18 protein-coding genes, 1 riboswitch and 1 other annotated feature are annotated in these 16,060 nt (G+C 51.7%); of the genes, 15 read left to right on the forward strand and 3 right to left on the reverse strand.

The genetic code is table 11. From position 1 onward, the window contains the following. Window positions 1-92 precede the first annotated feature (92 nt). From H6F91_RS06065 to H6F91_RS06135, 15 genes are all read left to right on the forward strand, one after another. Window positions 93-1,256 carry a glycosyltransferase family 4 protein gene (locus tag H6F91_RS06065; protein ID WP_190770453.1) on the forward strand — a complete coding sequence of 388 codons (1,164 nt, stop codon included), beginning with the start codon at window positions 93-95 and terminating at the stop codon, window positions 1,254-1,256. A gap of 549 nt (window positions 1,257-1,805) precedes the next feature. Beyond that, entirely contained in the window at window positions 1,806-1,982 is a 177-nt protein-coding gene (gene secE / locus H6F91_RS06070; RefSeq protein ID WP_242035657.1) for a preprotein translocase subunit SecE, read from the forward strand. A gap of 3 nt (window positions 1,983-1,985) precedes the next feature. Continuing rightward, entirely contained in the window at window positions 1,986-2,636 is a 651-nt protein-coding gene (gene nusG, locus H6F91_RS06075) for a transcription termination/antitermination protein NusG (protein WP_190770455.1), read from the forward strand. Window positions 2,637-2,643: 7 nt separating this feature from the next. Then, the gene (gene rplK, locus H6F91_RS06080) at window positions 2,644-3,069 is read left to right on the forward strand and encodes a 50S ribosomal protein L11 (protein WP_190770456.1); all 426 of its coding nucleotides are present in this window, start codon (window positions 2,644-2,646) and stop codon (window positions 3,067-3,069) included. Between the two features lie 76 nt (window positions 3,070-3,145). Continuing rightward, window positions 3,146-3,862, forward strand: a complete 717-nt coding sequence (gene rplA / locus H6F91_RS06085; RefSeq protein WP_190770457.1) for a 50S ribosomal protein L1 — start codon at window positions 3,146-3,148, stop codon at window positions 3,860-3,862. A 63-nt stretch (window positions 3,863-3,925) separates the two neighbouring features. Beyond that, window positions 3,926-4,075 (forward strand) — a sequence feature (ribosomal protein L10 leader region). A gap of 44 nt (window positions 4,076-4,119) precedes the next feature. Beyond that, window positions 4,120-4,662 (forward strand): 50S ribosomal protein L10, encoded by a 543-nt coding sequence (gene rplJ / locus H6F91_RS06090; RefSeq protein ID WP_190770458.1) that lies wholly within the window; start codon window positions 4,120-4,122, stop codon window positions 4,660-4,662. An 87-nt stretch (window positions 4,663-4,749) separates the two neighbouring features. Next, complete coding sequence (rplL, locus tag H6F91_RS06095; protein ID WP_190770459.1) at window positions 4,750-5,142, forward strand: 50S ribosomal protein L7/L12; 393 nt, start codon at window positions 4,750-4,752, stop codon at window positions 5,140-5,142. A 484-nt stretch (window positions 5,143-5,626) separates the two neighbouring features. Continuing rightward, a riboswitch (guanidine-I (ykkC/yxkD leader) is annotated at window positions 5,627-5,765 on the forward strand. Between the two features lie 111 nt (window positions 5,766-5,876). Next, the gene (locus tag H6F91_RS06100) at window positions 5,877-7,067 is read left to right on the forward strand and encodes an agmatinase family protein (RefSeq protein WP_190770480.1); all 1,191 of its coding nucleotides are present in this window, start codon (window positions 5,877-5,879) and stop codon (window positions 7,065-7,067) included. A gap of 66 nt (window positions 7,068-7,133) precedes the next feature. After that, window positions 7,134-7,508, forward strand: a complete 375-nt coding sequence (gene hypA / locus H6F91_RS06105; RefSeq protein WP_190789256.1) for a hydrogenase maturation nickel metallochaperone HypA — start codon at window positions 7,134-7,136, stop codon at window positions 7,506-7,508. 43 nt (window positions 7,509-7,551) lie between these two features. Further along, window positions 7,552-8,319, forward strand: a complete 768-nt coding sequence (hypB, locus tag H6F91_RS06110; RefSeq protein WP_190770461.1) for a hydrogenase nickel incorporation protein HypB — start codon at window positions 7,552-7,554, stop codon at window positions 8,317-8,319. 83 nt (window positions 8,320-8,402) lie between these two features. After that, window positions 8,403-9,431 carry an ABC transporter substrate-binding protein gene (locus H6F91_RS06115; protein ID WP_190770462.1) on the forward strand — a complete coding sequence of 343 codons (1,029 nt, stop codon included), beginning with the start codon at window positions 8,403-8,405 and terminating at the stop codon, window positions 9,429-9,431. A 162-nt stretch (window positions 9,432-9,593) separates the two neighbouring features. Then, a complete protein-coding gene (locus tag H6F91_RS06120) occupies window positions 9,594-10,391 on the forward strand; it encodes an ABC transporter permease (protein ID WP_347280013.1) in 798 nt (265 codons plus the stop codon). A gap of 117 nt (window positions 10,392-10,508) precedes the next feature. Further along, window positions 10,509-11,282, forward strand: a complete 774-nt coding sequence (locus tag H6F91_RS06125; protein ID WP_190770464.1) for an ABC transporter ATP-binding protein — start codon at window positions 10,509-10,511, stop codon at window positions 11,280-11,282. Window positions 11,283-11,413: 131 nt separating this feature from the next. Continuing rightward, on the forward strand, window positions 11,414-12,220 hold the full coding sequence (locus H6F91_RS06130) for an HAD family hydrolase (RefSeq protein WP_190770465.1): 807 nt from the start codon (window positions 11,414-11,416) through the stop codon (window positions 12,218-12,220). 210 nt (window positions 12,221-12,430) lie between these two features. Further along, window positions 12,431-12,793 (forward strand): VOC family protein, encoded by a 363-nt coding sequence (locus tag H6F91_RS06135; RefSeq protein WP_190770466.1) that lies wholly within the window; start codon window positions 12,431-12,433, stop codon window positions 12,791-12,793. Between the two features lie 127 nt (window positions 12,794-12,920). On the opposite strand, the gene nth is transcribed toward H6F91_RS06135, so the two are convergent. The 3 genes from nth to puuE form a co-directional block, all read right to left on the reverse strand. Then, window positions 12,921-13,619: an endonuclease III gene (gene nth / locus H6F91_RS06140; protein WP_190770467.1), complete on the reverse strand. Its 699-nt coding sequence runs from the start codon at window positions 13,617-13,619 to the stop codon at window positions 12,921-12,923. A gap of 162 nt (window positions 13,620-13,781) precedes the next feature. Further along, entirely contained in the window at window positions 13,782-14,870 is a 1,089-nt protein-coding gene (gene rseP / locus H6F91_RS06145; protein WP_190770468.1) for an RIP metalloprotease RseP, read from the reverse strand. Between the two features lie 190 nt (window positions 14,871-15,060). Beyond that, complete coding sequence (puuE, locus tag H6F91_RS06150; protein WP_190770469.1) at window positions 15,061-15,984, reverse strand: allantoinase PuuE; 924 nt, start codon at window positions 15,982-15,984, stop codon at window positions 15,061-15,063. Window positions 15,985-16,060: the final 76 nt, after the last annotated feature.

Consider the following 16,060-nt stretch of genomic DNA (forward strand, 5'->3'; position numbering starts at 1 on the left):
GATTAAACAATGATTAACTTGTAACAAGATAAGCATTTTGCTTTGTATCGAACGATAAAAGCTCCCTTCAGATCGTTGATCCGTATCAGTTAATGCATATAGCCTGGCTCGGAAAAAAGTCGCCCTTTTGCGGCAATGTTACCTACAGTCGTGAAGTTACAAATGCTCTGTTAGGGCGAGGCCACCGGGTCAGTTTTTTTCACTTCGCCCAGGAAAGCCCTGGTAACACCCCGGCCCATGAGGGTGAAGAGGTTTCCCTCCCCTGCCTATTTCACTCGCAGATTTATACCATTCCATCACCCCGCTCCAGCAAAATTCTGACCCAAGCATTGGAACGGCTCAAGCCCGATGTAGTTCACGCCTCATTGACACTCTCCCCACTCGACTTTGTCCTTCCAGAAATCTGCGAGGAGCTGGGCATACCACTCATTGCGACCTTCCATCCACCTTTCGACCATCGGGTTCGCAATCTCACCTCAGGTACCCAGCACCTCACCTATCAGGTTTATGCTCCTTGTCTGGCCAACTACCAGAGAGTCATTGTCTTTTCCAATCTGCAAAAGGAGCTGCTGATCCGTCTAGGGGTTCCTGCTGACGTAGTTGCGGTCATTCCCAACGGGGTGGATGCCGATAAGTATTGTGCTGGCTTCTCCACCATCAAATCTGACCTGAAGGCCGATCGCCTCTTCCTCTATCAGGGAAGGGTTGCTCCCGAGAAGAACGTCGAATCTCTGCTCAAGGCCTGGAAGCGAGCCAAAATGAAGCCGGGTAGTAAGTTGGCGATCGTCGGCAGCGGCCCCCTGGCTGCAACACTTATGCCCTTCTACGGTCCAGAACAAGGAGTTCACTGGTTGGGGTTCGTTGCAGAAGAACAACGGCGCATTGAATTGTTGAGAGGGGCTGACGTCTTCATCTTGCCCTCATTAGTAGAAGGGCTTTCGCTCTCCCTGTTAGAAGCTATGTCCTGTGGCGTCGCTTGCTTAGCCACTGATGCCGGGGCAGACGGTGAAGTGCTCGAAAATGGGGCCGGAGTTGTACTCGGTACCCAACGGGTCTCTACGCAGCTCCAAACTCTATTACCTCTCTTCCAAGATCACCCCGAACTGTCAGCCATGCTGGGATTGAAAGCGCGACAGCGCGTATTAGAACGCTACACGCTCAGCCGAAACATTACTCACCTGGAGAGCTTGTACCACGAGGTTTTAGACGAGCAGCGCTCAAAGCCTGCTTTGCTCCCTTCAATTATCTCTCAGTAAGATCTCTCGTTGTCACTAGTAGGCTACTGCGGCCTAAGTTCGCGACTTATGTTTTTGTGTGGGGTGCTTCGCACTCCACACAAAAACATAAGTGATGGATTTCCGCCTCAGCGTACTAGTAGCCCATCACATCTTACCTGGCACCCTTGGCACCTTGTGAAGTGCTAGATTGCTGCCTCCACAAGGAGCAGCAGTTTAGTAAAACTGAGGTTTTCTAGGGTTCAATCGAAGCTGCCCTATAAACGTTACAGGGTGTTATGATGGGAAAGCGCCATTTTTGCCCGTATATTACGTGGAATTTTTAGAGTTAGATCTCTAACACTGATAAATTTCACAGGGGCTGTCCGAATCTTCTTCACGCCAATTGCTCCCAGGAGCATCATGGCATAAGTGATTGAGCAGCTTCAGGCTATGCCTGAACGAGTTGGCGTCTTGGTACCCTCCGACACCCAGATTTAAGGGGGCTTTAAGGTCGTGGCTGAAAAAGAAGAAACCAAGACAAAAGAGACAAAAGCAGCTAGCACAAAAGCATCAGAAGAAGGCTCTGGGCTGAACGCCTCAGAGTTTATGGCAGGTGCTCGGGAAGAGTTAGGCAAAATTGTCTGGCCATCCCGGCAGCAGCTAATCAGTGAATCAGTTGCCGTTTTGCTGATGGTTATTGTCTCTGCCACCCTGATTTACCTGGTCGATAACCTGTTTTCATGGGCCTCCCATCAGGTGTTTTAACCTATGTATGTGTCAGACGACTCCGACAACGAGAATGTGTTAACCCAGCCGAGCGGCGAGTTAACTGAGAGCGACATTGCCGCTCTCCACAAGTCCGCTCGTTGGTATGCTGTGCAGGTCGCTTCGGGCTGTGAGAACCGGGTCAAGCTCAACCTGGAACAACGGATCAAGACACTTGATGTGTCTGACCGCATCATCCAGATTGAGATCCCCCAAACTCCTATCCTGAAACCTCAAAAGGGCAACAAGCCGAAGGAAGGCGCTGAGAAGGTGTTCCCCGGCTATGTGCTGGTGCGTATGGTGATGGACGATGATGCTTGGCAAATCGTCAAAAATACACCCAACGTCATCAACTTTGTAGGTGCAGAACAGAAGCGTCGCTATGGCCGGGGGCGCGGGCACGTAAAGCCCATGCCGCTGTCAAACGCGGAAGTTGAGCGCATCTTCAAGCGGACACAGGAACAGAAGTCGGTCGTGAAAATCGACATGGCGGCTGGGGACAAAATCATGGTGTTGTCCGGTCCGTTTAAAGACTTCGAAGGTGAGGTCATTGAGGTCAGCCCTGAGCGCAGCAAGCTGAAAGCTCTGCTGTCAATCTTTGGCCGCGACACGCCGGTGGAGTTGGAATTCAATCAAGTTCAAAAGCAGAGCTAGTTCATCAATGGCAAAAAAAGTTGTAGCGGTTATCAAATTGGCTCTTGATGCCGGCAAGGCCAACCCTGCTCCACCCGTGGGTCCCGCCCTGGGTCAGCACGGGGTGAACATCATGGCGTTTTGCAAAGAATACAATGCAAAAACGTCTGATCAGCCTGGCATGGTTATTCCTGTTGAAATTTCGGTCTATGAAGATCGCAGCTTCACGTTTGTTCTGAAGACACCTCCCGCTTCCGTTTTGATTCGGAAAGCTGCTGGAGTTGATCGGGGTTCTGGTGAACCGAACAAGAAGAAAGTGGGTTCGATCAGCGAAGCTCAGTTGCGTGAAATCGCTGAGAAGAAGCTGCCTGACCTGAACGCTAATGATGTCGATGCGGCGATGAAAATCGTGGAAGGTACAGCCCGTAACATGGGTATTACCGTTAAGCGATAAGATTCCGCTCAATTTAGAATTTGTCAACCATGTTGGGGGAGAAGAAATTCTTCGCTAACACCCCGAAGGAGTAAAAATGGTAAAACGTTTGTCACGACGCTTGCAGGCGTTGGTAGAGAAAGTTGAGGATCGGGCTTACGAGCCGTTGGAAGCGCTGAATCTGGTTAAGGAAACAGCGACGGCTAAGTTCCCCGAATCTGTCGAAGCTCATATTCGCTTAGGTATCGACCCCAAGTACACCGACCAGCAGTTGCGTACTACGGTTGTGCTGCCCAAGGGCACTGGCCAGGATAAGCGCGTTGCGGTTATCGCCCGAGGCGAAAAAGTAACCGAAGCGAACAACAATGGTGCGGATCGTGCCGGTTCTGAAGAACTGATCGATGAAATCCAGAAGGGTATGCTGGACTTCGACGTTCTGATCGCGACCCCGGACATGATGCCCCAGGTTGCGAAGTTAGGTCGTCTCCTCGGCCCCCGGGGCTTGATGCCGTCCCCCAAAGGTGGTACGGTAACTTTTGATCTGGGTCAGGCGATCGCCGAATTCAAAGCGGGTAAACTAGAATTCCGTGCGGATCGTACTGGTATTGTCCACGTTATGTTTGGCAAAGCAACCTTCCCCACCGAAGATTTGCTGGCTAACCTGAAGGCGCTGCAAGAGACCATCGACCGGAACCGTCCCACTGGCGCAAAAGGTCGTTACTGGCGATCCATCTTCGTTTCCGCTACCATGGGGCCATCCATCGAAGTGGACGTCAACGCTCTGCGTGACCTGAAGGCAGATGCTGCCGCCTAATTTGTAAGTTTTCGAAGTTCGTTTTCGGTTCGACTAATTGGAGATTGCCTCTGACAAACCGTTAACAACTGAATCCACCAGCCAGAGACAGCAGGAGCGTCTCGCTTAAAATTTCCTGCCGAGGTTGAAGTTTTATTTGGGAATACCCATCCGCTGGGTATTCCCAAGTGTGAACTGAAACCCGGCCAATTGCCGGGTTTTTTGCTGGTTGGATGAATCAAGTTTCCACATTACCCAACATAAGGAGGTGAGAACGAATGGGTAGAACATTGGAAAACAAGAAGGAGCTCGTGGCGGAGCTGAAAGCAGAACTGAGCCAGGCTCAAATGGCGGTTGTGATTGACTATAAAGGTCTTTCTGTAGGAGAAATTACCGATCTCCGTCGCCGTTTGCGTCCTGCGGGTGCATCCTGCCACGTTGCGAAGAATACCCTGATGCGGAAGGCCGTTGCAGGGGACGACAGCTGGGAAGTCATTACGACCCATTGCAAGGATTCTTCTGCCTTTCTGTTCTTGAAGGACGATATCGGCGGAGCCATTAAGGCATATCAGGATTTCCAAAAAGCCACCAAGAAGACTGAAATCAAGGGTGGCGCAATGGAAGGCCGGGCGCTGAGCGAAGCCGACGTAAAGGCGATCGGTGACCTGCCTTCTAAAGAGCAACTCATGGGCCAGATTGCCGGTGCCATCAATGCCGTTACCACCAAGGTGGCTGTCGGTATCAAAGAAGTACCGTCCGGCCTGGGTCGTGCCCTTCAGGCATACGCCGACAAAGACAAAGAAGGCGGCGAAGCAGCCTAATTGGCACTGCGATAGGTTTCAGGCTTAGCCCTGGAAAACGTTCGACACACTGTTCGAGACATCAAACACATCTTAGGAGTTACCCTAATGTCTGCTGCAACCGATGAAATTTTGGAAAAGTTGAAGTCCCTCACTCTGCTGGAAGCCGCTGATCTGGTGAAGCAGATTGAAGAGGCTTTCGGCGTAAGCGCTGCGGCTCCCGTTGGCGGCATGATGATGATGGCCCCTGGTGCTGGCGCTGCCCCCGCTGAAGAAGTTGAAGAGAAGACCGAATTCGACGTGGTTCTGGAAGAAGTTCCCGCCGATAAGAAGATCGCAGTTCTGAAGATCGTTCGTGAACTGACCGGTCTGGGTCTGAAGGAAGCGAAGGAAGTTGTTGAATCGACTCCTAAGGCTGTCATGGAAGCCGTTGCGAAGGACGCTGCTGAAGAAGCTAAGAAGAAAATCGAAGAAGCTGGCGGTAAGGTTGCCGTTAAGTAAGCTGCTGCGTTTTGCATAAGAAAAACACCCCTTCCCGTTGGGAAGGGGTGTTTTTCTTATGCATTTTTAATGTGTGAGGTTTGCTCCACATACCTCACACATTAAAAATGCATAAGTCTTCTCTAGATTCTTGATGAGTTGCAAAAACCTGGCTTGGAGGCGCGTCGCCCTCCAAACCTCCCGTCTGGAGGACGGGCGTCCCTCCCCCAGACCCCCTAGACAAGGAGGTTTGCAGGTGATGTGTTAAGCCGCTTCGCATCTGTGGGGTTTGGAGCAGGTTTGGGTAGTGTCGTTACACAAGGGCATGAATCGTCTTAGCGTTAGAGCTAACCCTGCACTGGGTCAAGGGTTTGGCGATCGCCCTTACTGCACCAGTCTAAAATGTATCGTCCAGCACAGTTCGCTTCTGCGTTCCCTGGTTCTATAGTCTCAACCTAAGTTTCTGCATAGAAACAACACGGGTTTATAACCAGAACTATGAATAGGGAGATGCTTCTAGGGTTCCGATTCAATTCCTGAGTATTGAATGGCTGGTCCGAGAGAAGCAGGCTGATCAGTAATACTGCCGATCGATTGCAGTATTACAGCGCTCAGCTACACGGCGGGATAAAAGCCCGGGAGATCTGCAAACGTTGCTTGCAGTGTCTCCTGGGCTTTGTTTTGGTGCCTGCCTGACCGATTACGGGTTATTGCGATGCGATCGCCCGACTGACTATCTACCCCTCGTACCTGCCATGACAGATCCGTCTTTGTTTCAAAGCCCAGATGCTAACGCTCAACAATTCGAAGCTCAGCGGGCGCTGGAGCTAGAGTCGCGCCTTCCCCTCACCGGCTGGCAACAGGAGGTGAACAAGGGACTGGAGTATGGGTTGGAAGCGGCGGAGAGTATTCGCGATCGCACCATTCCCACCTTCTCCCGTGGCGAACTGCCTCACTATGCAGGTATCAACACCTTCATGAAAGCTCCCTACCTGGAGGATGTGCGGAGGGTAGGGGAGTATGATGTGGCGATCGTTGGCGTACCCCACGACTCTGGTACCACCTACCGTCCCGGCACCCGCTTCGGTCCCCAGGGTATTCGCCGCATCTCCGCACTCTACACGCCCTATAACTTCGAGATGGGTGTTGACCTGCGGGAGCAAATCACTCTCTGCGATGTGGGCGATATCTTCACCATTCCCGCCAACAACGAGAAATCCTTTGATCAAATTTCCAAAGGGATTGCTCACATTTTTAGTTCCGGCGCGTTCCCCATCATCTTAGGTGGCGACCACTCCATCGGATTTCCAACTGTGCGTGGTGTCTGCCGTCATCTGGGCGATAAAAAAGTGGGCATCATTCACTTCGATCGCCACGTTGACACGCAGGAAACCGACCTGGATGAGCGGATGCACACCTGCCCCTGGTTCCACGCCACCAATATGGCGAATGCTCCGGCAAAGAACCTGGTGCAGTTGGGTATCGGTGGCTGGCAAGTGCCTCGTCCCGGCGTGAAGGTATGCCGTGAGCGCTCTACCAACATTCTGACCGTTACAGACATTACTGAAATCGGCATTGATGCAGCGGCAGAATTTGCCTTAGAGCGGGCGCTAGATGGAACCGACTGCGTATATATCAGTTTCGACATTGACTGCATCGACGCAGGGTTCGTCCCGGGTACGGGTTGGCCAGAACCCGGTGGCCTGCTGCCTCGGGAAGCGCTGGGACTACTGGGCAAAATCATCCAGCGTGCCCCGGTTTGTGGACTGGAAATCGTGGAAGTGTCACCCCCCTATGACATCAGCGACATGACCTCACTCATGGCGACTCGGGTGATTTGCGATGCTATGGCCCACTTGGTACTGTCTGGGCAACTGCCTCGTAAGGAGAAGCCCTCCTATATCCACGAAGAATGCAACATGAACGTGGATCAAGCCTGGACATAAGTTCGCCGTTATAGGGGCGTTCCGTGAAACGTCCCTACCTGCTCACCCTCACCCCTTTTTCCGGCTATGCATGAAACCGATATGGCCAAAGCCCTGATTCTCACCCTCAAGGATTGGTGGGAAGGAGAGGGGTGCCCGGCGATCGCCCGCGTCCACTTAGTTGTCGGCAAGTTCACCTGCGTCGAACCCGTTAGCCTGCAATTCGCCTTCGAGGTTCAAACCCGCAACACCTTCCTCGACGGCGTAGAGCTTGTAATTCGGGAAACGCCACTCATTGCCTTCTGCCACACCTGCCAGGGCGAATACAGCCCTGAAATCGGTATTCAATACGCCTGTCCTACCTGCAAATCTCCCATGGAAGACATTCGCTCAGGCCGCGAGTTGAAGATCGATCGCGTGGAAGGTGCCATACCTGCTCAGGCCGATCATTCTTGCGCTTAAAACTATTGCTGCACACTCCACATCCTTACTCCTCAAACCTGCCATGCATCAAACTTTTGACGCCGCCCTTGGGATTAACTTGCTCCACGCTAATCAGGAAGGTGCTGATCACAATCGTGCCCATTTCGATGAATGGGAGATTACCTGCTTCAACATCATGAGCAGCCCCGGCGCAGGCAAAACAGCTTTGTTAGAGCGCACCTTGAGTACCCTTGCTGCCGAGTTGAAGATTGCCGTTATTGAAGGCGATATGACCACCGAGTTGGATGCCGATCGCCTTCGTCAATACGGTGTCCCCGTCATTGCTATTAACACCGGGCGTTCTTGCCATTTGGATTCGAAGATGGTGGCGGGAGGACTGCATCGTCTCGCGCACGAGTACACCCCTAGCGAGTTTGATTTAGTGCTGGTGGAAAACGTGGGTAATTTGGTGTGTCCTGCTGAATTTGAGGTGGGAGAACACGCGAAGGTAGCACTTCTAAGCATTACTGAAGGCGAAGATAAGCCGCTGAAGTATCCAGTCATGTTTCAGGAAGCACACTGCTTGCTGATCACAAAAATGGATTTAGCTCCCCACCTGGATGTGGATGTGGAACAGATTGTGGCGAATGTACGCCAGATGAATCCGCACTGCACCATCATTCCTGTATCAGCCAAGACAGGTGAAGGCTTAACAGAGTGGTTTGATTGGGTGCGTCAGCAGGTCGTTTTAGGAGGCACTTACCGAGCCAACCGCATCTCTCATAGCCACAACCACGATCAGGATCATGATGCTGCTTCCGAATTAGCACTGGCAGACCACACTCACTAACGGGCAGCAATCCTTTGATCAGACAAGAGGCTTAAGCACCTGGCCCCCAATTTTTGATTATTTAACTCTGGAACCAACCCACCATGAAACTGCGTAGATTACTCTCGTTCGCGTTTGTTTTCCTGTTTGGTTTGTTTGTTGCCGTCAGTTGTACTCCCAACTCAGGCAGTTCCGGCTCAACCTCATCTGAAGCATCGGCTAGTGGCCCCGTTGCTATTGGCTTTAGTGCCTGGCCCGGCTGGTTCCCCTGGCAGGTTGCTGAAGAGGAAGGGATTTTTGAGCAGAACAAAGTGAACGTGAATCTCACCTGGTTTGATGGCTATCTCGATTCCATCAACGCATTATCAGCCGGGCAGCTAGATGGCAACAGTCAAACCCTCAACGACACGCTGAGCATTGTAGCCGCTGGTGCGGACGTAGTCATTGTATTAACTAATGACAACTCTACCGGCAACGACCAGATTATTGCCCGCGAAGGCATTAACTCGATCGAAGATCTGCGCGGTAAAAAAGTCGCGGCAGAAGAAGGGACAGTGGATCACTTCCTATTACTGCTGGGATTGCAAAAAGCTGGGATGACTCAAGCGGATATTGACTTTCAACCACTGGAAACAGGAGCTGCTGCTGCTGCCTTCGTGGCTGGCCAGCTAGATGCCGTGGGAGTTTTCGCGCCCTTCACAACTCAGGCATTAGAACGCCCTGGCAGTAAAGTACTGTTCACCTCCAAAGACTTTCCAGGTGCTATTTCTGACCATCTGGTTGTGCAGCGCAAATTGGTCGAAGAACAGCCTGACACGGTGCAAGCTCTCGTCAACAGTTGGTTCGCCACTCTGGATCACATCAAACAGAATGGGGACAAAGCGATCGACATCATGAGCAAGCGGGCCGGAGTCAGCGTTGATGATTACAAAGAGTACGACGCCGGTACCACGATTTTCTCAGCCGAGGACAACTTGAAAGCGCTGGAGCCTGGTAGTGATATGACTTCCCTACCCTACGCGGCGGAGCAAATTTCTAAGTTTCTTCAGGAAGCTGGGTTGCTTAAGCAGGCTCCCGACCTCACTCAGCTCTTTGACGATCGCTTCGTAAAAGCTTATAAGGCACAGACTTAGGACCCTGAGCACTACGAGAATCGAGACAAGAGATGTGCAGTTTCTCGTAGTGCTTCCTCGCTCCTAGCCATCCTTCCAATCTCTTCTCTCTGCTCTATGACCACCTCACCGGATTCAGTCTCATCCATTTCGGCTGCCAAGTCGGATGGGCGATCGCCTGACATGCTCCCTCCTACGGTCTTCTGGCGCATTGCTGAAGCCATTCCTGCTCGATTGACCCTAATTTTAGTTGTCCTATCTATCACGGTTCCTTTGGTATTGTGGGCGGTGATTTCAGGGTTTCTCAGCAATGGGCAAGATGTATCACTCTTTCTGCCGACCCCGGCTCAGGTATGGACAGCGTTTGTGCGACTCTGGAGTGATGGTACGCTACCGAAGGACATTGGCTTCAGTCTGTTTCGGGTGCTGTGCGGATTCTTGCTAGCCGCCGCTATTTCAATCCCGTTAGGAACACTGATGGGAACGTTTGCGAGTGTGCGATCGCTCCTCGAACCCATCATCGGCATCGTTCGCTACATGCCCGCTCCAGCCTTCATTCCCCTGCTCATTCTCTACTTTGGTCTGGGGGAAGTTCCCAAAATTCTCCTCATCTTCATTGGCACGCTGTTTTTTAACACGCTGATGGTGATGGACTCTGTGAAGTTCGTGCCAAAGGAGTTGATTGAAACCACCTATACCCTTGGGGGTAAGCGATCTCAGGTGTTCTTTCAGGTGATATTTCCTTACATCTACCCCAGTATTCTCGATGCCGGCCGGGTCAATATGGCGGCTTCGTGGAACCTGGTGATTGTAGCGGAATTGGTGGCGGCGACTGAGGGTTTGGGTAAGCGCATCAGCATTGCTCAACGGTTTCTCCACACCGACGAAATTTTTGCTGGGTTGATTGTGATTGGGTTAATTGGGCTGACGATCGACCTGTTGTTCCGCTGGTTATTGCGGTCAACCTGTCGTTGGCGATAACTCCGAACAGGACAGGTTTTGCCCCGAATCCCTGGTTCTTCCATGAACCTTGTTACTAAACCGGCCCTTACAAAATTTTGGAAACAGACGATTTTCTTTTCATTGCAGGACACGACTATGCACCTTGAAGTCAACCACGTCTCGAAGCATTTCTCGTCTCGCAACAGCCGTTTGGTGGCATTAGATGACATCAGCCTGCATGTGGAAGGGGGAGAGTTCGTTTGCGCCGTTGGGGCTTCAGGTTCGGGGAAATCCACGTTACTGCGAATCATTGCTGGTTTGGAGCAGCCGACAATGGGTGAGGTGCGGGTGGATGGATTGAAGGTTATTGGCCCCGGTGCCGATCGCGGCATGGTGTTCCAGAACTACAGTTTGTATCCCTGGATGACTGTGGCGGATAACGTTGGATTTGGTCTGAAGCTGCGCCATCTACCTGTGGCTGAACAACGGGAACGGGTGCGCTATTACCTGGATGTGGTGGGGCTCACTAAGTTTGCGAAGTCTCTGCCCAAGGAGCTGTCGGGAGGGATGAAACAGCGGGTGGCGATCGCCCGTGCTCTAGCTTCCCAGCCCAAAATTCTCCTCATGGATGAACCGTTCGGTGCGCTGGATGTGCAGACGAAGGAAACCATGCAGCAGTTCTTGCTAGAGGTTTGGCAACAAACCAACACCTCGATTCTGATGATCACCCACGATGTGGAAGAGGCTGTGTTTCTAGCTCAGCGTATTTATGTGTTGACGGCTCATCCGGGTACAGTGCAGCAAGAGATCGTGATTGATCTGCCAGGCGATCGCAATTATCACATCAAACGCCAGAGCCGATTCCGCGACTATGCCGAAACCATCCGCGATCTGTTGCGGGGAGAGCCTGCTGCCTCAATTCCAGCCTGATATCTCTAGAATTTTGTTCAGAAACTTTCCGAAGAACCAGAGATCCTTCGGAAAGTTTTTGAACAAAATTCTAGAGAACCAAAGGAGCCATTCGGCTAGGCTAAACTGACGGCATTGCACGATGAGCCATCATGATTCAATCCGTTAAAACAGAACCGACACTTCTTGCCCTCGATTTCGATGGGGTGCTGTGCGACGGTATGGCCGAATATTTTGTGACGGCCTGGCGCGCCTACTGTCAAATCTGGACCCCTGCCGACCAAACCCTCCCCGAGCATCTGCGGGGAGCCTTTGCTCGATTGCGGCCCCTGGTAGAAACGGGATGGGAAATGCCATTAGCATTGCGAGCACTGCTTAATGGTATCTCCGAAGCAGAAGCTTTGGCTGATTGGAATGGCATCGTCCAACGACTTCTAGAGAAAGAAGGTCTGACAGCCGCAGAGCTAGGAGCCGCCGTCGATGGCACCCGAGACGAGTGGATTTCCACAGATGTGGAAGGTTGGCTTCGACTTCAGAAGTTTTACCCGGGGGTGTGCGATCGCCTCAGGCAGACGATGAGCAATGGCCTTCCTGTATTTATTGTCAGTACGAAGGAGGGCCGATTTATTCGGCAACTCTTAGGTCAGGGTGGAGTTGATTTTCCTGAGGATCACGTGATTGGGAAGGAAATCCGTCAACCAAAATCCCAGACATTGCGCGACCTGCGCCAGCGCTTTGCGGACTCTGGGCCGGTACGAATCTGGTTTGTAGAAGATCGGGCGCAGACTCTACACAAGATTAAAGGGGATTCAGATTTAGAAGATGTGGAGCTATTTTTAGCGAATTGGGGATATAACACATCGGGCGATCGCCAGACGGCTCGCCAAGATCCCCGCATTCATCTCATTTCCCTCAACCAGTTTGTTCAACCCTTTCCCCAATGGCTCCCCAGAGATTAACTCGAATAGGTTCTTAACGTCAGTTCGGGATAAGCCGAACCGCCCATTATTGCGTGCACGATGCGCACGCAATAATGGGCTTTTTCGAGTGCCGCGCGAAGCGCAGCACTCGAAAAAGCCCTTAACCCGAACTGAGGTGTTCTTAGAACAGGTTATTTCATGTCTCTAGAATGAAAGAGAGACGTTTGTTGTGGCAGGGAACGAGAACCTATGTTGAAGCGTTTAGGGCACGTAGCCATTTGTGTGCAGGATTTAGACAAAGCAGCTGAGTTTTACCAGAACCTGGGGATGGAGTTGGTGTGGAAAGACCCCGATTGGGCTTACCTGAAAGCTGGAGATGATGGTTTGGCATTGCTCAGCCCTCACTATTCCCAGTCGGGTCCACACTTTGGTTTTATCTTCAACGATCGCGGCGAAGTCGATCGCGCTTATGAAAAGCTAAAGGCTGAAGGAGTTCACGTCACTCAAATTCACGAACATCGTGATGGAACGGCTTCGTTCTATGGTCGTGACCCTGATGGTAACTGGTTTGAATATCTCTACGAACCCGCCCCAGTAGCTGCTGCGGTCTAATCAACCTTTAGAAATTCCCATATTTGGGGAAGTGATGGCAAAGCCACCATTCCCACCATTAGGCGGGTCTTTAGCTGCGTTGGTGATTCTGGTTGAAGGGTTGATGCTGAGCATCAACCCTTCAACCTTAGTGTTCTGTTTCGTATTGGGGGACTGTGGCCGCTGCCACTTTTACTAAATCAACAGAAGGGCAGAGGTCTGCAAGAGCACAGCGATCGCACGCTGGATTCCGCGCATTGCACACAGCTCGCCCATGATAGATCACTCGAATGGACCAGTTCTCCCAATCCGGTTGCGGGATGAGCTTCATCAAATCTCGCTCAATCTTGACTGGGTCACTCTCCTTGGTTAAACCAAAGCGATTGGTCAGCCGTTTCACATGGGTATCTACCGTAACCCCGGCATTAATCCCAAAGGCATGAGCTAGCACCACGTTCGCCGTTTTTCGGGCAACTCCGGGCAGCGTCAGCAGATCTTCCATCCGCTGAGGCACCTCACCGCCGTACTCGGTCACAATCCGGCGACAGGCTCCCTGAATATTTTTAGCCTTATTGCGGTAGAAACCCGTGGATTTGACCAGCATCTCTAACTCAGCAGGATCAGCAGACGCCAGGGCAGGAGCATCGGGAAAGCAACTAAATAGAGCTGGCGTTACCATGTTGACACGCTCATCAGTGCATTGAGCCGACAGAATGGTTGCCACCAGGAGCTGCACAGGAGTTTGATAATCCAGTGAGCAGGTTGCATCAGGATACAGGCGTTTGAGGCGCAACAGAATCTCCAGCGCCCGCTGCTTCTTAGACGCCCGTCGACGAGTGGTAGTCATAGGGGGCGATCGCCTCGCTGATTGAAAAGTGAACGAATCAAATCCTGAGCATTAGTATTCCTTTAAAACTTTTTGACGGGTCAAAGACCCGTCAAAAAATTCTTAAATTTAATGTTCAAGTGTCCGATACCCAACACGTGAACATTGACAGAACACTAGCCCTTACTGAAATAGCTTTTGTACCACACCCAATTGTGTTGTATCGCGCACGATCAGGAAAATACCTAAGCCCAGTAGCAGTACCAATCCAGTCTGCATAACGTTTTCCTGAAAACGGCTTGGCAGTGGCTTACCCCGCACAGCCTCAATCAGCAGAAACGCCAGTTGACCACCATCTAGAGCCGGGAGAGGCAGGATATTAATGATAGCCAGGTTGATACTGATAATGGCTGTAAAAGGGAACAGGCTGGCCAGGTTGTTCGCTGCCATCGCGGCTCCCTGCTCAACAATCTTGACAGGGCCAGCCACCTGATCGGCCACGGCAGCGAAGTTGGTAATCAGGGTAAAGAAGCCTCGTGCCGTCATGATCACAGCGATCTGAAACTGACGAGCACTTTCACTGAGAACTTCAAACAGGCTATGGGGACGACGGAAATCGATGGAGCCATTAGGCCGCAATTCAGTGCCAATAATGCCATCACCTTTGTCGTTGGAACGGGGAGTCACTTGCAGGTCGAATTGGCGATCGTCCCGTTGCACTCTGAGGCTAAGCGATTTGTTCGGGCTGTCTAGGATAATCTCTCTAAATTGACTATTTGCCTCTTGCCCTTCTCCTAGAACAAGATCATCCACCGCCAGAATTAAGTCACCATCTTTCAAGCCTGCCTGAGCAGCGGGTACATCGGTAGATGTCACTCGAGAAATTAATACCCCCGGTTCAAAGTGCGGTTGTTGAACACCCACAACCCCTACTTGCGTTGCAAACACCAAATAGGCGAAAAGTAAGTTGGCAATCACCCCCGCACTGATAACGATCGCCCGATCAATCACAGGGCGGTTCTTCAGCAAGTTGGGATCATTATCAGGAATGGTGCTATCGGGGTCTTCATCGGGAAAGCCCACAAAGCCACCCAGGGGAAAGGCGCGGATCGCATACTCGGTTTCAGGCCCCTGGTACTTCCAGAGGATTGGCCCAAAGCCAATGGAAAAGCGGTTAACATGAATTCCCTGAAGCCGAGCGGCCAGGAAGTGCCCTAGCTCATGAACCACAATTAACAAGGCAAGAACTGCGATCGCCGCAAAAACCGACATAGATTTCCCAACCTGAAGAGCAACAACCTAAATCGCACACATCTATTGATCATTTTAGAGGTTTCATCAAAGCATGGCCTGGATTTCCCTGGAAATCCTATCTTGGACAGACCTCGCGTAGTTTTGTTAACCTGAGTCCGGTTTAAGGGCCTTTTGGCGTGCGCAAAGCACACGCCAAAAGGCTGAACCTTTATTGCGGTGGATGGTGGGCGTGCCAGTGTCGTGCAATATCGACCCGCCGACATACCCAAACGCGATCGTGTTGCTGCACATAATCGAGAAACCGAGCCAGAGCAGCTGTACGAGCGGGCCGACCCACTAAACGGCAGTGCAGGCCAATGCTCAGCATTTTGGGAGCATCTTGCCCTTCGGCGTACAACGTGTCAAAGGCGTCGCGTAGATAAGCAAAAAATTGGTCCCCTGAATTAAATCCAGCATAGGTGGCAAATCGCATGTCATTCGTATCCAGGGTGTAAGGGATGACCAGATGAGGTCGCCCATAGTCATACACCCAGTAGGGCAAATCATCGGCATAGCTGTCAGCGTCATACAGGAAACCACCCTCCTCAACCACAAGTCGCCGCGTGTTGGGACTGATCCGCCCCTGATAAAAACCCAACGGTCGACTTCCGGTGACTTGGGTATGCAGCTCAATAGCTTTGCGAATGTGCTCCCGTTCGGTTTCTTCACCAATGTATTGATAGTCAATCCAGCGATAGCCGTGGCTGGCAATCTCCCAGTCTGCTTCATTCATGGCCGCTACTGCCTCAGGATTGCGGGCCATCGCCATCGCTACTCCATACACCGTGACCGGCAACCCTCGCCCTGTAAAGAGTCGATGTAAGCGCCAGAAACCAGCCCGGCTGCCATACTCATACATGGATTCCATGTTCATATTGCGAACACCAAGCAGAGATTGAGCCCCTACACTTTCTGATAGGAAAGTTTCGGAGCCGGGATCTCCATGCAGAATGCAGTTTTCACTCCCCTCCTCGTAGTTGATGACAAACTGCACCGCAATACGGGCTTCATCGGGCCATTGAGGATGGGGAGCATAGCGACCATAACCAATTAAGTCGCGCGGATAATCGGAAGCGTAATACTCAGCAGACATAAGCCTCTTAAAGGTCGATACAGGAAAAATCAGGTTGGTATTTCAGATCTGTGTTCCTCACTGGGCGAAACTGTTC

Origin of the sequence: Leptolyngbya sp. FACHB-8 (assembly GCF_014695575.1) — a bacterium.
Classification (GTDB): domain Bacteria; phylum Cyanobacteriota; class Cyanobacteriia; order Elainellales; family Elainellaceae; genus Vacuolonema.

What these genes read in the sequence shown, in the direction of transcription:
- H6F91_RS06065 (WP_190770453.1), top strand. Translation starts at nt 93, where the DNA reads ATGCATATAGCCTGGCTCGGAAAAAAGTCGCCCTTTTGCGGCAATGTT.
- nusG (WP_190770455.1), top strand. Translation starts at nt 1,986, where the DNA reads ATGTATGTGTCAGACGACTCCGACAACGAGAATGTGTTAACCCAGCCG.
- rplK (WP_190770456.1), top strand. Translation starts at nt 2,644, where the DNA reads ATGGCAAAAAAAGTTGTAGCGGTTATCAAATTGGCTCTTGATGCCGGC.
- rplA (WP_190770457.1), top strand. Translation starts at nt 3,146, where the DNA reads ATGGTAAAACGTTTGTCACGACGCTTGCAGGCGTTGGTAGAGAAAGTT.
- rplJ (WP_190770458.1), top strand. Translation starts at nt 4,120, where the DNA reads ATGGGTAGAACATTGGAAAACAAGAAGGAGCTCGTGGCGGAGCTGAAA.
- rplL (WP_190770459.1), top strand. Translation starts at nt 4,750, where the DNA reads ATGTCTGCTGCAACCGATGAAATTTTGGAAAAGTTGAAGTCCCTCACT.
- H6F91_RS06100 (WP_190770480.1), top strand. Translation starts at nt 5,877, where the DNA reads ATGACAGATCCGTCTTTGTTTCAAAGCCCAGATGCTAACGCTCAACAA.
- hypA (WP_190789256.1), top strand. Translation starts at nt 7,134, where the DNA reads ATGCATGAAACCGATATGGCCAAAGCCCTGATTCTCACCCTCAAGGAT.
- hypB (WP_190770461.1), top strand. Translation starts at nt 7,552, where the DNA reads ATGCATCAAACTTTTGACGCCGCCCTTGGGATTAACTTGCTCCACGCT.
- H6F91_RS06115 (WP_190770462.1), top strand. Translation starts at nt 8,403, where the DNA reads ATGAAACTGCGTAGATTACTCTCGTTCGCGTTTGTTTTCCTGTTTGGT.
- H6F91_RS06120 (WP_347280013.1), top strand. Translation starts at nt 9,594, where the DNA reads ATGCTCCCTCCTACGGTCTTCTGGCGCATTGCTGAAGCCATTCCTGCT.
- H6F91_RS06125 (WP_190770464.1), top strand. Translation starts at nt 10,509, where the DNA reads ATGCACCTTGAAGTCAACCACGTCTCGAAGCATTTCTCGTCTCGCAAC.
- H6F91_RS06130 (WP_190770465.1), top strand. Translation starts at nt 11,414, where the DNA reads ATGATTCAATCCGTTAAAACAGAACCGACACTTCTTGCCCTCGATTTC.
- H6F91_RS06135 (WP_190770466.1), top strand. Translation starts at nt 12,431, where the DNA reads ATGTTGAAGCGTTTAGGGCACGTAGCCATTTGTGTGCAGGATTTAGAC.
- nth (WP_190770467.1), bottom strand. Translation starts at nt 13,619, where the DNA reads ATGACTACCACTCGTCGACGGGCGTCTAAGAAGCAGCGGGCGCTGGAG.
- rseP (WP_190770468.1), bottom strand. Translation starts at nt 14,870, where the DNA reads ATGTCGGTTTTTGCGGCGATCGCAGTTCTTGCCTTGTTAATTGTGGTT.
- puuE (WP_190770469.1), bottom strand. Translation starts at nt 15,984, where the DNA reads ATGTCTGCTGAGTATTACGCTTCCGATTATCCGCGCGACTTAATTGGT.